The following is an 18,621-nucleotide window of genomic DNA, read 5'->3' on the forward strand; positions in this document are numbered from 1 at the left end:
CTCTAATGAAACCTATGCAGGATTAATCATTAAGTTTCAATACAGCTAAGAACGCTTCTTGAGGCACTTCAACGTTACCGACTTGCTTCATGCGCTTCTTACCTTCTTTTTGCTTATTTAGTAGTTTCTTCTTACGCGAGACATCACCACCATAACATTTAGCGGTAACGTCTTTACGCATTGCTTTAATGTTTGAGCGGGCAATAATCTGACTACCCACCGCAGCTTGAATCGCGATATCAAACATCTGTCTTGGGATCAGCTCTTTCATTTTATCAACTAAAGCTAAGCCGCGATGACGAATGTTTGAACGATGAATAACCATTGCTAGCGCATCAACTCTGTCACCATTGATCAAGATATCTAAACGCACCATATCCGCTTCTTCAAAACGAATAAAGTTATACTCTAATGAGGCATAACCACGACTGGTTGATTTCAATCTATCAAAGAAATCCATGACGACTTCAGCCATTGGCAATTCGTAAGTCACAGAAACTTGATTACCGTGATAAACCATATTGGTTTGTACGCCACGCTTCTCGACACATAAAGTGATAACGTTACCCAAGTACTCTTTAGGCACCAACATGTTTGCTTCAACAATAGGTTCACGGATCATGTCGATGTTATTGATTGGCGGTAAATCTGATGGGTTATCTACATACACCACCTCACCATTGTTCAATTGAACTTCATAAACAACCGTCGGTGCTGTGGTAATCAAATCAAGGTTGTATTCACGCTCAAGACGCTCTTGAATGATTTCCATGTGCAATAAGCCAAGGTAACCAATACGGAAACCAAAACCTAATGCTGAAGATGATTCAGGCTCGAAAAACAGCGATGCATCGTTCAAGCTTAGCTTGTTTAATGCATCACGGAAGCTTTCAAACTCATCTGTCGAAATTGGGAATACACCGGCATAAACTTGCGGTGTAACCTTTTTAAACCCAGGTAAAGGCTCTTCGGCACCATGTTTAGCGTGAGTTAAGGTATCACCTACTGGTGCGCCGTGAATTTCTTTAATGCCCGAAATAACAAAGCCAACTTCACCGGCTTTAAGCTCAGGTGTATCTGTTTGTTTAGGCGTAAAGATACCAACACGGTCAGCATTGTAGTTTTGACCGGTAGACATAACTTTAAACTTGTCACCTTTTTTCAAGACGCCATGCTTAATACGTACTAACGAGACAACACCAAGGTAACTATCAAACCATGAATCAATAATCAGCGCTTGAAGTGGTGCATCGATATCACCTTCTGGTGGTGGGATATCCGATACGATGACTTCTAGTACATCTTTAATACCGATACCCGTTTTAGCTGAGCAGCGCACAGCTTCCATAGCATCGATACCAACAATATCTTCGATTTCTGCAGCGACACGCTCAGGATCGGCTTGAGGTAAATCGATTTTATTTAAAATCGGTACCACATCAAGATCCATTTCTAAGGCGGTGTAACAGTTTGCAAGTGTCTGTGCTTCAACGCCTTGACCGGCATCAACTACTAGCAATGCACCTTCACACGCAGCAAGTGAACGGGATACTTCATAAGAGAAGTCAACGTGGCCGGGTGTATCAATGAAGTTCAGCTGATAAGTTTCACCATCATCGGCTTTATAGTCGAGGGTAACACTCTGCGCTTTAATGGTAATGCCGCGCTCACGTTCGATATCCATAGAATCGAGAACTTGAACGTCCATTTCACGGTCTGATAAACCACCACAAAATTGGATAAGGCGATCAGACAATGTTGATTTGCCATGGTCGATATGGGCAATAATTGAGAAGTTTCTAATGTGTTTCATGTGGGTGAAATGGCTACTACTAAAATGGTGGATATAATGAGGTTGAATTGTACCTGATAAAGGGGTTAATACCAATCACAATCAATAACTGGACAAAAAACAATAATAAAATCACCCTTCATATCTGATAAATAATGCTATCTACCCCCGCGAAAGGCTGATCCCTTGGCCTAAATACGCTGTAATGATGGGCGTCGAGGCTTTTTCAAGCGTTAGCGCTTTGCTTTTACCGGCTTTCCAAGCCATGAAACTGCCTATCGCTGCAAGCATCATTGCGCCATGGTCAGTGTTGATATCCAAAAGACCAGCTAAGCCCTGCCCCATAATAGCGCCTAAAAATAACCCAACTAAAGGAGTGATATAAACCAGCATTGCTGCTTTTAATATCACGGATTCAGGCAGAGCAAGTTTCAGTAAATCACCCGCTTCGCAGGCTTGTTCTGCCATCAGAGAGAATTGCTGCTTTTTAATCGAAAAGGCTTTAGCAACCGTTGAGGTGCCACAATTGTCACTGCTTGAACAATGATTACAAGCACTCTTAAGTTCAATCTCAACGGTGACCCACCCTTTGGGATCGTAAGCGATTACCGTCGCCACCTCCTCCAACATCGATTGCGATAATGCTGGAGGTGATTGAGGTTTTTGCGCTGATGTTGAGTCTACTTGTTGAGTCATAGCGAAAGGCGCCCTGTAGGTTAAGTGCTAGTGATTCTAGCACTTATTTTAACGCTTGTTTTATGGCTAGTTACTTTAATACTCGTTATTTCAAGACCATTTATTTCAAGAATCTTTATTTCAACACTAGGCTTTTAGCAATACGATTAAGCGTATCTGCAGGCACTTTACCCACAGCAACTACTTCAACATTGCCCACTTGCTCAACCACCATTGAAAGGCCGTTGCGGGTAATTAGCTCATCAGGCATTGGACTATCACCCATTCTGGCCACATACACTGAAATGTTAACTAAGCCATCGGTTAAAGCGATATATTCAACTGATTCATCACTGCCAAGTAAGCGGTGATGATCTTTTACTACTAAATGAAACCCTGCAGGTAACCAAGTAAATTGCCAATTCTGTCCTTCAATCCGTTCAGCTGGGTTCATCACAGGCGGCAGTTCTTGCTTTTCAGCTTCGACTAAAATGCTCGCTGGCTCACCAAGCTCTATTAGCTCAATGACCATCATTTGCTCAATAAGCTGTTTGTCTTGGTTAATCATGTCATAACGCAGTGGTAAATGGGTTTCCATGTCCACCCAAACTTGTGACATAAAGCGGTGTTCATCAACCGGAATAATGCGGATCATTTGCCCAGGGCGCCCAGCTATACGGCTTCTTCCACCTAAAACAAATTGATACCCCTGCTCTAAAGAATTGATATTAGATGCAAAAATAGCAGGCCAAAGACCTTGAATACGGGGAGCGCTGATGCTGTATGCCGGTTGGTCATGCTCAATAAATGTTACCGTATCAGCAACTCTGACCGCATTTTTAGGGGGGCCATTGAGGTACTCTAGAAAAGCGACTTCTTTATCATTGACCGTACCATGCAGATAAACCAGTGGTCGTATGTGGTCGGCTTGCAGTTGAATAATAGAAGATTTGAATTGTTTGGTTTGTAATGCTTGGCTCATACTTTCAAGCCAAGCTTTCGCTGATTTTTCTTCTTCGGCAATACTAGGGAAAGCCAATACAGCAAGTACTAACAGGATTAGACGCAAGCTAACTCCGAATTAATGATTAAAATCGTTTAGTTCAATTTCGCTATTGTTGTCCACAACCGCACCTGAATTCAACCTTTGTTGTAGCATATGGTCTTGGATATAAGAATTTATACGGCGACGTTGCTCAACCATATTATCGTTACTGATATTAGATTGATTTTGTACAGCCCCAGTTTGGAGACTAACAGGTGACGCAGTCCCAATTAAAGGACGAGTATTTAACACAGGTAATGGTGAGTCGACACTTGGGTCTTGCTCATAATTTTGCACACCAACAATTGCTACCATAGCCACAGTTGCAGCAATTGCATATTGACCAAACTGTTTGAAAAACGGTACCACATTATCTTTCTTAGTCTCGTTCACGGTTTCAGTATCATGTACTGAAGTTGTTTGAGTCTGAGGTGCAATAATGGCTGGCTCTAATTCTATTGCCGCTGCAATATTAGCAGAAAGATCCAAATCAATTGTCTGTGGTAACTCGCCGCGCATTGCATCGCCTATCATGTGATAGTTTTGCCATTTGCTATGTGAGCCTTCGTCTGCTGACAATTCCGCTAATGTTTTTGCATCAACTTCGCCGTCAACTGCTGATGAAACCCATTCTTGACCTGATTTAAGCATTTTTCACCCATGTCATAAAGACTGTTACTGTTCCAGCAAAGGCTGGAGTTTTTTATCGATTGATTCCCGTGCGCGGAAGATCCTTGATCTCACCGTCCCAACAGGACAATCCATGATATTGGCAATATCCTCGTAACTCATACCATCGAGTTCTCGTAATGATATTGCAATTTTCAATTCTTCTGGCAACGTTTCTAACGTTTCAAAAATCACCCGATTAATTTCATCTGATAACACCAAGCGTTCTGGTGAAGCAAATTCCTTTAATGCATCGCTGCCTTCGTAGTATTCAGCTTCTTCGGCGTCAACACTGTTAGCCGGTGTTTTTCTGCTCTGAGAAACCAAATGATTTTTTGCAGTGTTTACTGCAATACGGTAAAGCCAAGTATAAAAAGCACTTTCACCCCGAAAGTTGGGTAATGCACGGTAAGCTTTAATAAAGGCTTCTTGTGCAACATCTGCTATGTCCGCTTGGTTTCGTATGTATCTCGAAATTAAGCTCATTACCTTATTTTGGTATTTTTGGACTAGCAAATTGAAGGCGTTTTTATCACCACGCTGAACACGTTCAACTAACTGTTGATCACTTATTTGTCCACTCATCCGAGCCGACTACTCCTAAATCTATAATACTGATTTCTCAGTCGCTCGAATCATATTCACATTAAAGTAGACTCGCATGCTTTGAAAAAGTTCGATATTGAATGAAAAAAAATTAATTTAATTAAAAAATTAGCGATTACCCCATCTAATAGTAATGTCTAAGTACCCAAAAAAGCGTAATTGATTTACCATTGAGGAACATATTAAGTACTCCATGATACCTTATGAAACAAGCAGTTGAACACCAGTCTGATATTTTGGTTATAGGTAGCGGTGCAGCAGGATTAACACTTGCCCTGCATCTAGCTGAAAAGTCTAAAGTTATTTTACTTTCTAAAGGCCCTTTGGCGGAAGGTTCGACTTATTATGCCCAAGGTGGAATCGCATCTGTATTCGATGAATCGGACACTATTGAATCACATGTTAACGACACGCTCATTGCTGGCGCAGGACTTTGTGACAAAGAAGTGGTGACTTACACGGCTGAAAATGCCAAAAAGTCGATGCAATGGTTAATTCAATGCGGTGTGGCATTTGATAAAGAAGAAACTGACGGCGATCAAAGCGCAGCACCTTATCATTTGACTCGTGAAGGTGGTCACAGCCATCGACGTATTTTGCACTCAGCCGATGCAACAGGAAAAGCCGTACAAACAACCTTGCAAGAACGCGCAATCGCGCACCCGAACATTAAGGTCCTTGAACGATATAATGCCATTGACCTAATCACCACTCGCAAATTAAACCGCCCCGGTAATCGTGTAGTGGGTGCTTATATTTGGAACCGCGATGCTGAGCACGTTGAAACGGTAACAGCCAAATTTGTTGCTATCGCGACAGGTGGCTGTTCAAAGGTATATCAATATACTTCTAATCCGGATATTGCTAGTGGTGACGGAATCGCCATGGCTTGGCGAGCGGGTTGCCGTATTGCCAACATGGAGTTTAATCAATTTCATCCAACTTGCTTGTATCATGCTGATGCTAGAAATTATCTGCTCACTGAAGCATTACGTGGTGAGGGCGCATATTTAAAACGACCTGATGGTAGCCGTTTTATGCCTGAATTTGATGAACGCGCGGAACTTGCTCCCCGTGATATTGTGGCAAGGGCAATCGATTATGAAATGAAGCGCTTGGGTGCTGATTGTCTGTATTTAGATATCAGCCATAAACCCGCTGAATTTGTCATCAAACATTTTCCCACGATTTACAGTCGCTGTTTAGAATTTGGTATTGATATCACCACCGATCCCATCCCTGTGGTGCCTGCAGCCCATTACACCTGCGGCGGCGTCATGACAGATTTGCATGGTCAAACTGATATCAATGGCCTATATGCCATTGGTGAAGTAGCCTACACCGGCTTACATGGTGCCAACCGACTGGCCAGTAACTCCTTATTAGAGTGCTTGGTTTTTGCTAGAGCTGCTGCTCAAGATATTGAAAGCTTGCTTGAAAAAGTGCCGACACCAGGGCCTGTGCCACTCTGGGATGAAAGTCAGGTTAGTAACTCAGATGAAGAAGTGGTCATTGCCCATAACTGGCATGAACTGCGTTTATTCATGTGGGATTATGTAGGAATTGTTAGAACCGATAAACGCTTGGAGCGCGCGCTACGCCGCTGCGCATTGTTACAACAAGAAATTCAAGAATATTATAGTAACTTCAGAGTCAGTAACAATTTACTGGAATTGAGAAACTTGGTTCAAGTAGCTGAGTTAATCATTCGCTGCGCCATGGAAAGAAAAGAAAGTCGTGGCCTACACTATAATGCCGATTACCCAGAGCAAGTCGATAATCCAAAGCCAACTATTTTACAACCTGAACGATAGCGTTAAGATTATTAACGCTTTTGATATGCGATTAATTGACGACACAGGTTTCGGTAACTGCTGTCGTCAAGCATGTCGCTCCAGACAATTAATAACTGCCTTTTTCCCCGAGTTGCAACTCCCCGCTCATCTAAAACGTCAAGTTCAATAAACATCACTGTAGCAAATACAGTGACTATTGAACTGCGCCATAATTGAAATTCTTGCCCTTGGGATAACTTACCTTTACTTGCATCAAGTAAAGAAAATTGGCAACGCCAATGCCTTAACGCCAACAGATGAGCGACAAAAAAAGCCAGATACGAGATAAGAATAAAATAGAATGCCAGTTGATAAGCCCAGTGGCGATAATCTGGCCAAAGAATAAAGCTGCTTAAACACACACAGAGCAATACAATATGTGATAAAAATTGATTAAATGAAGCGCTTAAGCTGAAATGCATCAGTTAAGCACCTTCATCTTTTGCAGTAAGCTCATATCGCTATAAACTAGCTTATGGTTGAGGGCGACCACGAACCGTAACTATCATGTCAGCCATAGCAGCATCAGGGCAAACTTCATGCCCCATAAACCAAGCAAATAACTCAGGGTCTTCACAGGCTAATAAATCAATGAAGGTTTGCTTATCTTTATCAGCTAAAGCTTGGTAATGTTGCTCTACAAAAGGTTGAAAAAGAACATCTAACTCAAGCATCCCTCTTCGACAAGCCCAGCGCACTCTTGCTATATTCATTAATTCCAATGTACTTCTCCTAACATCTCTTCGGATACTTTATAGATGTTGCAAACTTCGATGCTCAACATCTTGAACTTGTGGATCAACACCAGCAAACAAATCATTAAAGTCTGTTTCTAACAAGCGTTGAACCGCAGGGTGTTGAATCATCCTCTCAGCAAACATGACATGATACTCTTCTTTAATATCAGTGGTTTCACCCAGTAATACCATGCCTTGGGAGAGTATATCATGACGATAAATAGAGGGAGCAACAAATATACCGCGCTTAAACAAACCAAATGCTTTCATCATAGCTGCATCATCAAACTCACCTAAAATACTCACATTAAGATTTTTTTCAGCAAACCAGCGATGTAACTGTTGCCCAAGGGAAGTACGCTTGCCTGGGATCAGTAATTTCTCTTGCTCAAGACATGCTGGAAAGTCAGCAGAGGGCTTTGATGAAGAGAAAAAGCTAATACCGCACTCGCCTAACTTTTTGGATAAGATTTCAGGGTATTTAAGTGATACGCCAGCACAATCAGATAAAATCATATCTAATTTATGTTCACGTAACCTTGCTATCAGGCTTTCATGGGTTGATTCATAACAGCTCAAATGCATTGAACCGTCACTTGGGATCACTGTCAGTAAAACGCGACTGGCTAAGGCTTTAGACAGGGCATCAGCAATACCCACTTCAAATAACACTGAGTCATCTTTTTGATAAGAGAGTAAATCGATCATTTCGTAGCTTAGACTAAACATCTTATCAGCATAACGAAATACGATTTCACCAAGTTCGGTGGATTCAAGGTTGCGGCCGACACGTTTAAATAGACTGCCATTGAGGCGTTCTTCTAAAGCGCGAATTTGACCTGTGATAGTTTGCGGGGCTAAACATAAAGCGACGGCAGCCTTGGCTACCGTCCCTTTCTTTCTAACCATCCAAAAATAATATAGATGGTTATAATTTAAATGTTGCATTCATATAAGCCAGCTAATGAAAGATGACTTATTTTAGTCTCTGGCAGTTCAACAAGCTATCAATTAATATCGACAACTCATTTAGGTCATTGATGTTTTTATTGGCCGTTTGTTCTTGAATGGCCAAAACAATATCTGCCTTGTCAGGGACTCTTTCTGCACAAAAACTGCGGTTAGCCTCTTGATAGCGTTTACCTGCGCGGTATTTAAGCGCTCGAGACTCATAGCCACTATCAGCGTCTAATCGGCTAGCAGAAGCGTCGTCGTGGTACATCAATGCACCATCAACCACACCATCTAAGTAACTTTTACACTCGCTTGATTCAACATCCTTTTGACAAACATTGAATGACGTTGCTTGGGCAGGAACAACGGCCCCAATAGCAAAGGCTAACATTAGCAGTTTAAGTTTCATTTAATCACTCCAGCTTATTTTGCTTCAGCTTTAGGAAGCACCTTGTTTAACCAGAAATAACCCACTAATGCAGCTAGCATTGAACCGGTTAAAATACCTAATCTTGCAAAATCACCATATTGATCAGGTGCACCATCAAAGGCAAGCGACGAAATAAATACTGACATAGTGAAACCAATACCAGTCATCACTGCCACAGGGATAATTTGACTCCAGCCAATTCCTGGTGGTAATTCAGCTAATTTTAGTTTTACCGCAACATAACTAAACAGTAATACACCTACAGGCTTACCTAATAGTAGGCCTAAGATAATACCGATAGTTACTGGCTCAACTAACGAGGTTACGCTCATACCTGCAAGTGATAAGCCTGCATTGGCAAAGGCGAATACGGGTAGAATGAAGAAGGTGCTCCAAGGGTGTAGGCTATGCTCTAAATGCTCAGATGGTGATGAGCCGTCTTTAGCCCGCAATGGAATACAGAACGCAATAATCACACCTGCTAATGTGGCATGTACGCCAGATTTAAGCACTGCAACCCATAAGATCAGACCAAGTAAACCGTAAGGGATCAGTGAGCTGACACCTTTGCGGTTCAGAGCAACCATTAATACAATTGAAATAGCTGCAACAATCAAGCTTACCATCGATAAATCAGCACTGTAAAATAGTGCGATAATGACGATTACGCCCAAGTCATCGATAATGGCTAATGCAAGTAAAAAGACTTTCAATGCCACCGGAACACGGCTACCAAGTAGCGCCATGATACCGAGTGCAAAGGCAATATCAGTCGCAGCTGGAATTGCCCAGCCCACTTGAGTCACAGGATCTGAGTAGTTGAACGCTAAATAAAATAACGCTGGGAACAACATACCACCAATAGCAGCAAAGGTAGGTAATGATGCTTTTGAAACGCTTGAAAGCGCACCTTCTAGCAGTTCACGTTTAACTTCTAAACCAATTAGTAGGAAGAATAACGCCATAAGACCATCATTAATCCACAACAGTAATGGCTTATCTATATCCAGTGAACCGATACGTACTTGGACTTCTGTATCAAGAAAACCACTGTATAAACCCGCTAATGGCGAATTTGCCATTAACATCGCCAGCACTACAGAGATCATCAAAATGATACCCCCTGCAGATTCTTGACTTAAGAAATTCTTAATTGCACGTTCCATAATTTTCTCCACAAAAAACAATTAATTCGAGTCTAGCGGAATTATTCAAACAATCATAATCGTTAGTTTGGGTCTTATATATCGGGATTTCCGAGGTATCAAACAAAATAACACGAACAAGATCACATTTAAGTGTATTAACGTGAGCCCAAATTGCCAACATATCGCTTTTTTAAGCTAATCAATTACCAACAAGCTTCTTGAAAAAAATATCAACTGCTGAATAAAAATACAATCAGCTAAATTAATTAATCTTTTATTTACAATACTCTGCAAAATTATTATCACAAGCATTATTAACTAACATTGTCTTTTTAGTCTTAAAAAGCAACTTAGCAATGAGGCTGTTTTGCATACACTGTCCCCATAAAATCATTAAAGGTTAGCTGTTATTTTCATTATCGGGTTTAAAAATCGTCGATACTTTGCGCAGTAGAAGACAATCGCTTTGGTTTAGATGTAAACCAAAGCCATTGGGTGAAATGATGGCTGAAATGTGATTTATACGGAGAAGGGATACTTAATTGCTTCGTGATGTTGGTAACCAATCACTTCAAAGTCATCCATGGTGACCCAAGTTTCCAAGTCACGTAAACTTTTTATATCAGGATTAATATTCAACTGTGGCGATGGGAATGGATCACGGACAAGTTGCTCAGTTTTCATCAATTCAAGTTGATCTTCATAAATGTGCGCATTGATGATCTTGTGATAAGCCAGACCTGGCTTATTTCCAGTGATCTGCGCCATTAGTGCTAAAAAGGTGTACACCTGAATTTGATTAAAGTTAAGCCCCAAAGGCACATCACATGAACGCTGATAGCTTGTTAGGTAAAGGGTATCACCGAGAAGCGAAAAAGTATGAGTATGCATACAAGGTCTTAAGCAGCCCATGTCAAACTCACCAGGATTATAGAAAGTGGTAATCTCACCACGATCGTCAACCCCTTTAGATAAGTTATCGACAATTTTAGCAAGCTGATCAACGCTTCCACCACAAGGTTTTTGCCAGCGTCTTCCTTGCACTCCGTATACTCGGCCCATATCATCCTCACCTTTGCGGTGTGGATTGTTTAACCAACTTTGGTTGTCATTGGCGTTCATATCCCAGGTTTTAGTGCCGATGGCGCGAAAATCAGCGGCATTATCGTAACCACGAATGTAGCCAATAAGCTCAGCAATTGCAGCCTTCCAGAAGCTTTTACGAGTCGTAATAATGGGAAATTGATTATTGGCAACATCGTATTGTAAATCTGCATTGATCACCGTTAAACAGCGCTTACCTGTACGTTTATTTTCAATCCAGTGGCCGTTTTCAACGATGTGGTTGCAGAGATCTAAATACTGACGCATTTTATTGTCCTATTATTAAAACGTTTATTATTTGCAGAATATTAATTATCAAAACTCGTGGCTAGTGTAATTTTTTTAAGCAGAAAGCGCGAGCTTTAAACCTATTACCATCAGCAAAACTGCGAATATCTTTTTCAGTATCGGCGTTGGCCAAATACTGGCGGCCTTTACCCCTAAAGGTGCAATAAGCATAGAGGTAATGATGATCCCCACTAATGCGGGAATATAAATATAACCGACTGTCCAAGTGGGTAAGTCAGTGGCATTTAATCCGGCAATAACATAGCCCGCAGTACCCGCTATCGCGATTAAAAAACCTGTTACCGACGCAAAGCCAACCGCTTGACGCATTTGTAAACCGCAATAGCACAAGAAAGGCACCAGCAGTACCCCGCCGCCAATGCCCATTAAGCCGGCAACAACAGCTATTAGCATTGAAACGATAAACATCAGCTTAAAACTTGGCACTTTCGCTACGGCTTTGGGTTTTAATGGAAATGCCATTTGTATTGCCATCACTGTGACAAATATCGAGAAAGCCTGCTGTAATACATTGGCAGCTATTTGTTCTGAGATAAAAGCCGATGCTAACGCACCAACCACAATACCCGGCAACATGGGCTTAAAAAGCTCCCAAGGGATATTACCGTGTCTATGATGGGCAATAGCAGAGCTAAACGAGGTCATAATAATTGAGGCTAACGAGGTGGCAATGGCTACATGGGTGAGCTGGCTGGACTCAATGCCTATCCAGGGCAGTAAATAAATCAGTGCCGGTACAATAATAAGCCCGCCACCTATGCCTAACAAACCAGCAAAAAATCCAACCACTGCGCCTAATAACAAGCAAAGTGAAAAAACTAACAATATATTGTCCAACGTACAGCCCTAACAATGAAAAATGTGTAAATTGACTTAGCCAAGTTGCTTTTATCAACTTGTTTAATTAACTAACTTTGCTTCAGTATTTTTATTTCAACTTGCAGATTTTAAATTGCTGATTTGAAATTACTGCAATAAGCGTCACGTTGGCCTGTCATTAGTCTAAAATCGACAGCAAATTAAGCTGTTGCAAATATAGATTCAATAATTGCCTGACTTGCTCACCATTAGACAAGCTTAATACCTGGTCTAGTAATCGCTCAAGTTCAGCTTTGTTAATCCGTCTAAGTAGATAGTTTATCCGCGCAATACTGCCTTGGTTCATACTGAGTTTTTCGTAGCCCATAGCCACTAACAATAAGGCGCCCATGGGCTCGCCAGCAAGTTCACCGCAAATACTGGCATCAAGCTGAAAACGGTTACAGTCAGTAATAGTCCATTTTAGCGCCCTTAATACGCCAGGGTGAAAACTATCAAATAATGAACTGACACTGGGGTTATTTCTATCCACCGCAAGCAAATACTGGGTTAAGTCATTACTACCTACAGAAACAAAATCAACTCTTTTAGCCACATCTTCTAATTGGAAAAGCAAAGATGGGACTTCAAGCATTACCCCTATTTTAGGTTTGGGTATTTCTCTTGCGAGCTCTTCAGTCAGCTCTGAATATGCCTGTTCTAGGTAAAGTAATGTTCGATCGATTTCGTCTAAATTACTGACCATAGGCAACAATATCTGCAATTGTGAAGAGTCAGCATTGGCTGTCAACATCGCGCGTAATTGCATTAAAAACAGTTCTGGATGATCTAAAGATAAGCGGATGCCACGCCAGCCTAAAAAAGGATTATCTTCTGTGATAGGAAAATAAGGCAATGGTTTATCACCGCCCACATCAAGGGTGCGCATCACCACAGGTCTGTCTCGCGCTGCCGATAGCACTTGTTTATAAACTTGAACTTGCTCAAGTTCACTGGGAAAGCGTTGATGCAGCATAAAGGGAATTTCAGTGCGGTACAGTCCAATACCATCAGCGCCTTCTGCCATATCGGTGCTTAAACCACTTAATAAACCGGCATTCAAATAAAGCTGTATTCTTTGACCGTCTAAGGTTTCAGCGGGTAAGGATATTTCAGCAGAAAATTGTCGTTGCTGGGCTTTACTCTCAGAAATTAAGCAAAGATATTCATGAATAATGGCATCAGATGGCGAAATTAATAATTGGCCGCTATTGGCATTTAGCACTAACTTTTTATTGTCAACATCTGCAGATAAAACCTGATCAACACCAACAATTGCTGGCACACCCAAGGCTCTTGCCAATATTGCTGCGTGGGCATTTACCCCGCCAAGTTCTGTGACTATTCCTGCAAGTTTTCCTCGAGGAAACTCTGCTAATAATGTGGCATCAACCTCTTTCGCCACCAGTATGACCGGTTTATCAGGTGCGAGTTCTATTTTGTCTGGTTCGATTAATTGGCGTAAAACTTTTTGGCCTAATTCACGAATATCACTGGCCCGCTCTTTTAAATACGGGTCTTCCATCGCGATAAACTGCTCAATATAGCGTTTAGACACCCGGCTAACGGCAGATTCGGCTTGCCAACCTAAATTCACTTCCCGTAGATACTCGCCACCAAGACTGGCTTCACCTAACAGTAATTGTAAAGCAGAAAAAATAGAGGCCACATCATCTACATTTTCACGATCAAAACGTTGGGATAAAGTGCTGATAATATCACTACAGCGTTGCATAGCAGCTTTTAGACGCTGAATTTCTGTTGCTAAGTCTGTGGCTTGTTCTTCGGGCTGATCGAGAGAGATAGCACCACCAAGCACAAAGCCATCAGCAATGGCGATACCTTTTGACGCTGAAGTACCTTTGAAGACGACTTGTTGTTGAACATTACTGATCGCAGCTTTGTTTTTCAAATTACGTACCACAACCGCTAGTTGGGCCGCCAAAGTCATCAAAAAGGCTTCTTCATTTTCACTAAACTGTCTCGGCTGCGGTTGCTGCACCACAATGACGCCGACAACCTGTTTTTGAAAGATTATAGGTACTGCCAGAAATGCGCGGTACTCTTCTTCTTCAACTTCAGGAAATAGTTTAAATCTGGGGTGTGATTTTGCATCGGCAAGGTTAACAGCTTCTTCTTTTTCTGCCGCTAAGCCCACTAAGCCTTCAGATAAAGGCATTTTGACACGATTGATGGAATTAGGTGCAAGGCCCTCTGTAGCAGAAAGCACCAATTGTTGCTGTTCAAGAATATAAATAGAACAGCAGTGCGTTTGCATTGCCAACTTGGTTTGGGAAACCAATAATGACAATGCCGTCTCTAAGCTATTAGCACTGGCGACAGACTGTGTAATATCCCTAAGCGTATTTAGCACTGCTTCACATCCTTTTTTGATCAGCTAATTTCTATAACGGCCTCTTTTTCGGCTAGGCTCGCGGCCTTGAAATGCCAATGTAATAGAGGAAAACTCCTTCATAACTTTACGGTAAACATCACGCTTAAAAGAAACGACTTGTCTGACTGGATACCAATAATTCACCCAACGCCAATCATCAAACTCTGGATGACCACAGGAATTCAAATTAATGGTGTCGTCACTGCCTTTCAGTTGTAATAGATACCACTTTTGTTTTTGACCAATACAAACTGGTTTACTTTCTTGCCTAATTAACCTCTTAGGCAAACGATATCTCAGCCATGAACGTGTTGACGTTAAAATTTGCACATTTTCAGGTTTAAGACCGACTTCTTCATACAATTCTCGGTACATGGCTTGTTCTGGGGTTTCACCATCATCTACACCGCCTTGAGGAAATTGCCATGAATGTTGTCCAAACCGTCTGGCCCACATTACTTGACCATATTTGTTACAGATAATAATGCCCACATTTGCGCGAAAGCCGTCGCTATCAATCACATGGACTCCAATTTCACTACAAATTAATGACTAGATTGTTTCATAAAGCTCGCCTACGGGCAAACGACTATTTCAATAGAACACTTGGATAAAATAAGCCCTTAGCAACTTTTATCAACAGATGATGACCTTAGTTATCATTATTATCCACAAAATCTGTGGATATCTCTGTTTGAAACTCTAAAATAACTCTAAACAGGCTAAATTACAGTGACAGCCACTGTCCTTAACAAAACCAAATCAACAGCGAAAAAACGAATTAATACAACAACTTGACCTTTTGGAGCATTGTTAACTTATAATTAAATCACACAAGAGGTCACTTTTTAAACAGCAAAGGTAATTATTAATTGTGGCCATACAGGCGAAATAAGTTATACACAAAAAACAACATATTTATTTTATAAATATCAAAATAAAGCTATTTTTCACCATTGACTGTCAAAAAAATATCCGCTAAGCATAAACAAATTAAAGTTATTCATTCATTCTGTGGATAAGTGTGTGTGAAATAGTGGAGCAAAAGGAGTGTAACTTTATAAAATGGTCAAACAAACTCACCAGCATTCATAAAAGTCGTTAATAAACAAAGCAATATATTACTGCAAAACCTTGGATAACTTTAACCTGCCAAGGCGCTCAAAAAACAACCAGTAGTTGTCATTTTAAAATAATAGATAAAACAGTACACTTTAATACACGCGAACTTTTAAAAGTAAGACATTGCTCCATGATGAATACCCCACCAAACTCAATCGATGAATTGATGCAAAGAGCCTATGACATGGCTGGTGTCAGTTTAGGTGACATAGCAAAAGAGCATGGCGTAAACGTGCCAGAAAACTTAAGAAGAGACAAAGGCTGGGTAGGACAACTGATTGAAATGGAGCTAGGGGCAACGGCAGGCTCAAAACCACAGCAAGACTTTCTTCATTTGGGGATTGAGTTAAAAACCATTCCAATTGATAAACAGGGTAAACCAATAGAAACAACCTATGTCACCGTTGCCCCACTGACCAATATTCAAGGGCTCACTTGGGAAGACAGTGTGGTTTATCATAAATTACAACACGTGCTGTGGATCCCCATTCAGGGTGAAAGAAGTATCCCTGTCGCTGAGCGAAAAATAGGCTCACCAGTATTATGGCAACCCAATCAACAACAATATGTCCAGTTAAAGCAAGACTGGGAAGAGATAATGGAATTAATCGCCATAGGAAAAGTAGAGCAAATCACCGCTCGTCATGGTGAAGTATTACAACTAAGACCAAAGGCAGCCAATAGCCAAGCATTAACTGAGTCAATTGCCGAAGACGGTCTGATTAAGCTCTCTAATCCCCGAGGTTTCTATTTAAAGATCAACTTTACCCACCAAATACTAACAAATGCATTTAGTTAGCGTTACAAACTGTAAATATAAAGGCTTTTTATTAAAACTATTGTAAATACCACTATGACAAGTATGGGAATTTTCTATAAACTAGCCTGTCTTAAAATATCAACGGACTCGATATAATCCTGTGAAAGTACGTCGTCAGACAAGAAAGCTATTATTTGCGATTTTAGCATGGTGTATTGCCATGAGCGCATTTGTCTTTTTCCGATATTCACAAACTCCTGATTTACCTCAATGGGCCATCGGAAAAATAGACTTAGCAACGCTAGCTATTTTTATGGGCTTCGTATTCGGCTGCCTGCATTGGATGTCTAACCTTATTGCCGATTTTAGCGCCATCAGCCGCCTGCCCTATATTTTTTCAGTCATATTTAAAGGCCTATTTTTACTACTCGGTGCCATGACGCTGGCTTATGTCACCCAATTTTTAAACATGTGGGCCATAGAAAACCATTTAGTATCACTAAGGCAAATGCTTACTGCGCATATTTTATACAGCCCAGCATTTCAGGCCTTAGTGATTTATCTCGCCGTGGTACGCGTCGGCTTAGCCTTTATTGAACAAATGGCGCTACTTGTAGGCCCAAGAGTGTTACTTAACATAGGTTTAGGTAAATACCACCAGCCACGTTATGAACACCGACTATTTTTATTTGTGGATATGGTGTCATCTACCGCTCATGCAGAAACATTAGGTGATTACCGTTTCAGTCGTCTAATCCAAGATAGTTTTAGCATGCTGGCAGATACAGTAACCAATAATGAAGCTGAAATTTACCGTTATATGGGTGATGCCGTATTAATTCATTGGCCGTTAGATGAAGGTGTTAAAGAAGATCGCTGTATGAATATCTATTATGAATTCAGCCAACAGTTAAACTGGCATCGCGCTTACTTTGAAGAACATTATGGTTTTGTACCCAAATTTAAAGCTGCTGCCCATTGTGGTCAGGTTGTCGCTGCCGTAGTTGGCGTTCATAAGCAAGAAATTAGCTACTTTAGCGATGTACTCAATACCCTCGCAAGGCTTCAAGATCAGTGTAACCCTTTAGGTCAGAGAATGTTGATCTCCGGTGAAGTCGCCCACCGTTTAGAACGTCAAACCAGCCAATACGATTTAACTGATTTAGGTGCAATGATGCTAAAAGGTAAAAAACACGAAATTGAAGTATTTGGTGTAGCTCCGAAAATAACCCCTTAATGAAACAACACCAAACAAGATAAACCGTTGCCAGCTTGATTACTGCTTTTGCAATAAGCCTTCTAGCATCAAGCCTAAGGTTCTAAAGGTTGAAATACGACTAGTGGTTTGTCGCCAAACCAATCCAATATCACGATATGGCGCTTCACCAGGCGGTGTCATAATCTTAAGTTCAGTGTCATTCAAAATACCAGCATCAATGGCCATTTGCGGTAAAAAGGTCGTTCCTAACTTACTATCCACCATTTGCACCAGAGTATGTAAACTCGTGGCGGCAAAGGGGTTAATCTTAGCGCTATTGCCTAATTGGCAAGCCGTAATCGCATGGCCAGTAATACAATGCTCACTTTGCAGTAAGAAAATACTTTCATCGGGCATTTGTTGATAATCAATAGGCACATGGATCCCATTAGATAGTTCCTGATGAACCACCATTTTAAACGGGTCAATGCCCACTTTCATACTATGAAAACCTGTAGTATCCACAGGCAAAGCTAAAATAAGTAAATCCAGCTCACCTTTTCCCAGTGATGCTAACAAACTTTCTGTGGTGTCTTCCCTTAGCAATAAACTCAATTGGGGATAATCAGCTTGGCACTGTTTTACCACTCGACTCAATAAAAAAGGCGCTATGGTCGGAATACAACCTAAGCGGATTTCACCTGTCATTGGTTCACCTTGGTTTTTAACTAATTCGACAAGATCATCAACATCCGTCAATAATTTTCTCGCTCTATCAACCACCTCTTCACCAATGGCTGTGAACATAAATGATTTATGATCACGCTCGATAAGCTGATATCCCAATTGCTCTTCAAGGTTTTGAATCCCACTTGAAAGAGTCGACTGACTAACAAAGCAAGACTTTGCCGCTCGGTTAAAGTTTTGCTCTTGATGCAAATTCACTAAATAAAATAGATTTTTAAGGCTTGGCAGGTTTTTCAT

The 18,621-nt window shown here is 41.1% G+C and carries 18 protein-coding genes; 3 read left to right on the forward strand and 15 right to left on the reverse strand.

All coding sequences use genetic code 11. The features are described from left to right. Positions 1–22 precede the first annotated feature (22 nt). The 5 genes from lepA to rpoE form a co-directional block, all read right to left on the reverse strand. A complete protein-coding gene (lepA, locus tag Q4557_RS02195; RefSeq protein ID WP_102475611.1) occupies positions 23–1,813 on the reverse strand; it encodes a translation elongation factor 4 in 1,791 nt (596 codons plus the stop codon). Between the two features lie 141 nt (positions 1,814–1,954). Further along, complete coding sequence (locus Q4557_RS02200; protein WP_102439284.1) at positions 1,955–2,422, reverse strand: SoxR reducing system RseC family protein; 468 nt, start codon at positions 2,420–2,422, stop codon at positions 1,955–1,957. A 181-nt stretch (positions 2,423–2,603) separates the two neighbouring features. Further along, positions 2,604–3,536, reverse strand: coding sequence for a MucB/RseB C-terminal domain-containing protein (locus tag Q4557_RS02205; RefSeq protein ID WP_102439237.1), 933 nt, complete (start codon positions 3,534–3,536; stop codon positions 2,604–2,606). Between the two features lie 12 nt (positions 3,537–3,548). After that, positions 3,549–4,163, reverse strand: a complete 615-nt coding sequence (locus Q4557_RS02210; RefSeq protein ID WP_102439238.1) for a sigma-E factor negative regulatory protein — start codon at positions 4,161–4,163, stop codon at positions 3,549–3,551. Positions 4,164–4,187: 24 nt separating this feature from the next. After that, positions 4,188–4,766 carry an RNA polymerase sigma factor RpoE gene (gene rpoE, locus Q4557_RS02215; protein WP_102439239.1) on the reverse strand — a complete coding sequence of 193 codons (579 nt, stop codon included), beginning with the start codon at positions 4,764–4,766 and terminating at the stop codon, positions 4,188–4,190. Positions 4,767–4,990: 224 nt separating this feature from the next. On the opposite strand from rpoE, the gene nadB reads away from it, so the two are divergent. Beyond that, a complete protein-coding gene (nadB, locus tag Q4557_RS02220; RefSeq protein ID WP_102475609.1) occupies positions 4,991–6,601 on the forward strand; it encodes an L-aspartate oxidase in 1,611 nt (536 codons plus the stop codon). An 11-nt stretch (positions 6,602–6,612) separates the two neighbouring features. Here nadB and Q4557_RS02225 read toward each other — a convergent pair whose 3' ends face one another. The 9 genes from Q4557_RS02225 to rppH form a co-directional block, all read right to left on the reverse strand. Continuing rightward, entirely contained in the window at positions 6,613–7,044 is a 432-nt protein-coding gene (locus tag Q4557_RS02225) for a protein YgfX (RefSeq protein WP_102439241.1), read from the reverse strand. 51 nt (positions 7,045–7,095) lie between these two features. After that, positions 7,096–7,344: a succinate dehydrogenase assembly factor 2 gene (locus tag Q4557_RS02230; RefSeq protein WP_102439242.1), complete on the reverse strand. Its 249-nt coding sequence runs from the start codon at positions 7,342–7,344 to the stop codon at positions 7,096–7,098. A 30-nt stretch (positions 7,345–7,374) separates the two neighbouring features. Then, positions 7,375–8,307: a transcriptional activator NhaR gene (gene nhaR / locus Q4557_RS02235; RefSeq protein ID WP_076542538.1), complete on the reverse strand. Its 933-nt coding sequence runs from the start codon at positions 8,305–8,307 to the stop codon at positions 7,375–7,377. 28 nt (positions 8,308–8,335) lie between these two features. Further along, positions 8,336–8,722 carry a hypothetical protein gene (locus tag Q4557_RS02240; RefSeq protein ID WP_102439243.1) on the reverse strand — a complete coding sequence of 129 codons (387 nt, stop codon included), beginning with the start codon at positions 8,720–8,722 and terminating at the stop codon, positions 8,336–8,338. Between the two features lie 14 nt (positions 8,723–8,736). Beyond that, a complete protein-coding gene (nhaA, locus tag Q4557_RS02245) occupies positions 8,737–9,909 on the reverse strand; it encodes a Na+/H+ antiporter NhaA (protein WP_303410404.1) in 1,173 nt (390 codons plus the stop codon). A 501-nt stretch (positions 9,910–10,410) separates the two neighbouring features. Next, complete coding sequence (locus Q4557_RS02250; RefSeq protein WP_303410406.1) at positions 10,411–11,262, reverse strand: thymidylate synthase; 852 nt, start codon at positions 11,260–11,262, stop codon at positions 10,411–10,413. 75 nt (positions 11,263–11,337) lie between these two features. Continuing rightward, positions 11,338–12,141, reverse strand: a complete 804-nt coding sequence (locus tag Q4557_RS02255; RefSeq protein WP_102439246.1) for a sulfite exporter TauE/SafE family protein — start codon at positions 12,139–12,141, stop codon at positions 11,338–11,340. Between the two features lie 160 nt (positions 12,142–12,301). After that, entirely contained in the window at positions 12,302–14,536 is a 2,235-nt protein-coding gene (gene ptsP / locus Q4557_RS02260; protein ID WP_303410409.1) for a phosphoenolpyruvate--protein phosphotransferase, read from the reverse strand. Positions 14,537–14,560: 24 nt separating this feature from the next. After that, on the reverse strand, positions 14,561–15,079 hold the full coding sequence (gene rppH / locus Q4557_RS02265; protein WP_076542529.1) for an RNA pyrophosphohydrolase: 519 nt from the start codon (positions 15,077–15,079) through the stop codon (positions 14,561–14,563). A gap of 733 nt (positions 15,080–15,812) precedes the next feature. Between rppH and mutH the strand changes: the two genes are divergently transcribed. Both mutH and Q4557_RS02275 read left to right on the forward strand, forming a co-directional pair. After that, the gene (gene mutH / locus Q4557_RS02270; protein ID WP_102439285.1) at positions 15,813–16,478 is read left to right on the forward strand and encodes a DNA mismatch repair endonuclease MutH; all 666 of its coding nucleotides are present in this window, start codon (positions 15,813–15,815) and stop codon (positions 16,476–16,478) included. A gap of 121 nt (positions 16,479–16,599) precedes the next feature. Beyond that, positions 16,600–17,676 carry an adenylate/guanylate cyclase domain-containing protein gene (locus tag Q4557_RS02275; RefSeq protein ID WP_102439248.1) on the forward strand — a complete coding sequence of 359 codons (1,077 nt, stop codon included), beginning with the start codon at positions 16,600–16,602 and terminating at the stop codon, positions 17,674–17,676. 39 nt (positions 17,677–17,715) lie between these two features. Here Q4557_RS02275 and oxyR read toward each other — a convergent pair whose 3' ends face one another. Further along, positions 17,716–18,621, reverse strand: a complete 906-nt coding sequence (gene oxyR / locus Q4557_RS02280; RefSeq protein WP_303410413.1) for a hydrogen peroxide-inducible genes transcriptional activator OxyR — start codon at positions 18,619–18,621, stop codon at positions 17,716–17,718.

It is taken from the genome of Shewanella sp. 5_MG-2023 (genome assembly GCF_030547465.1).
Classification (GTDB): domain Bacteria; phylum Pseudomonadota; class Gammaproteobacteria; order Enterobacterales; family Shewanellaceae; genus Shewanella.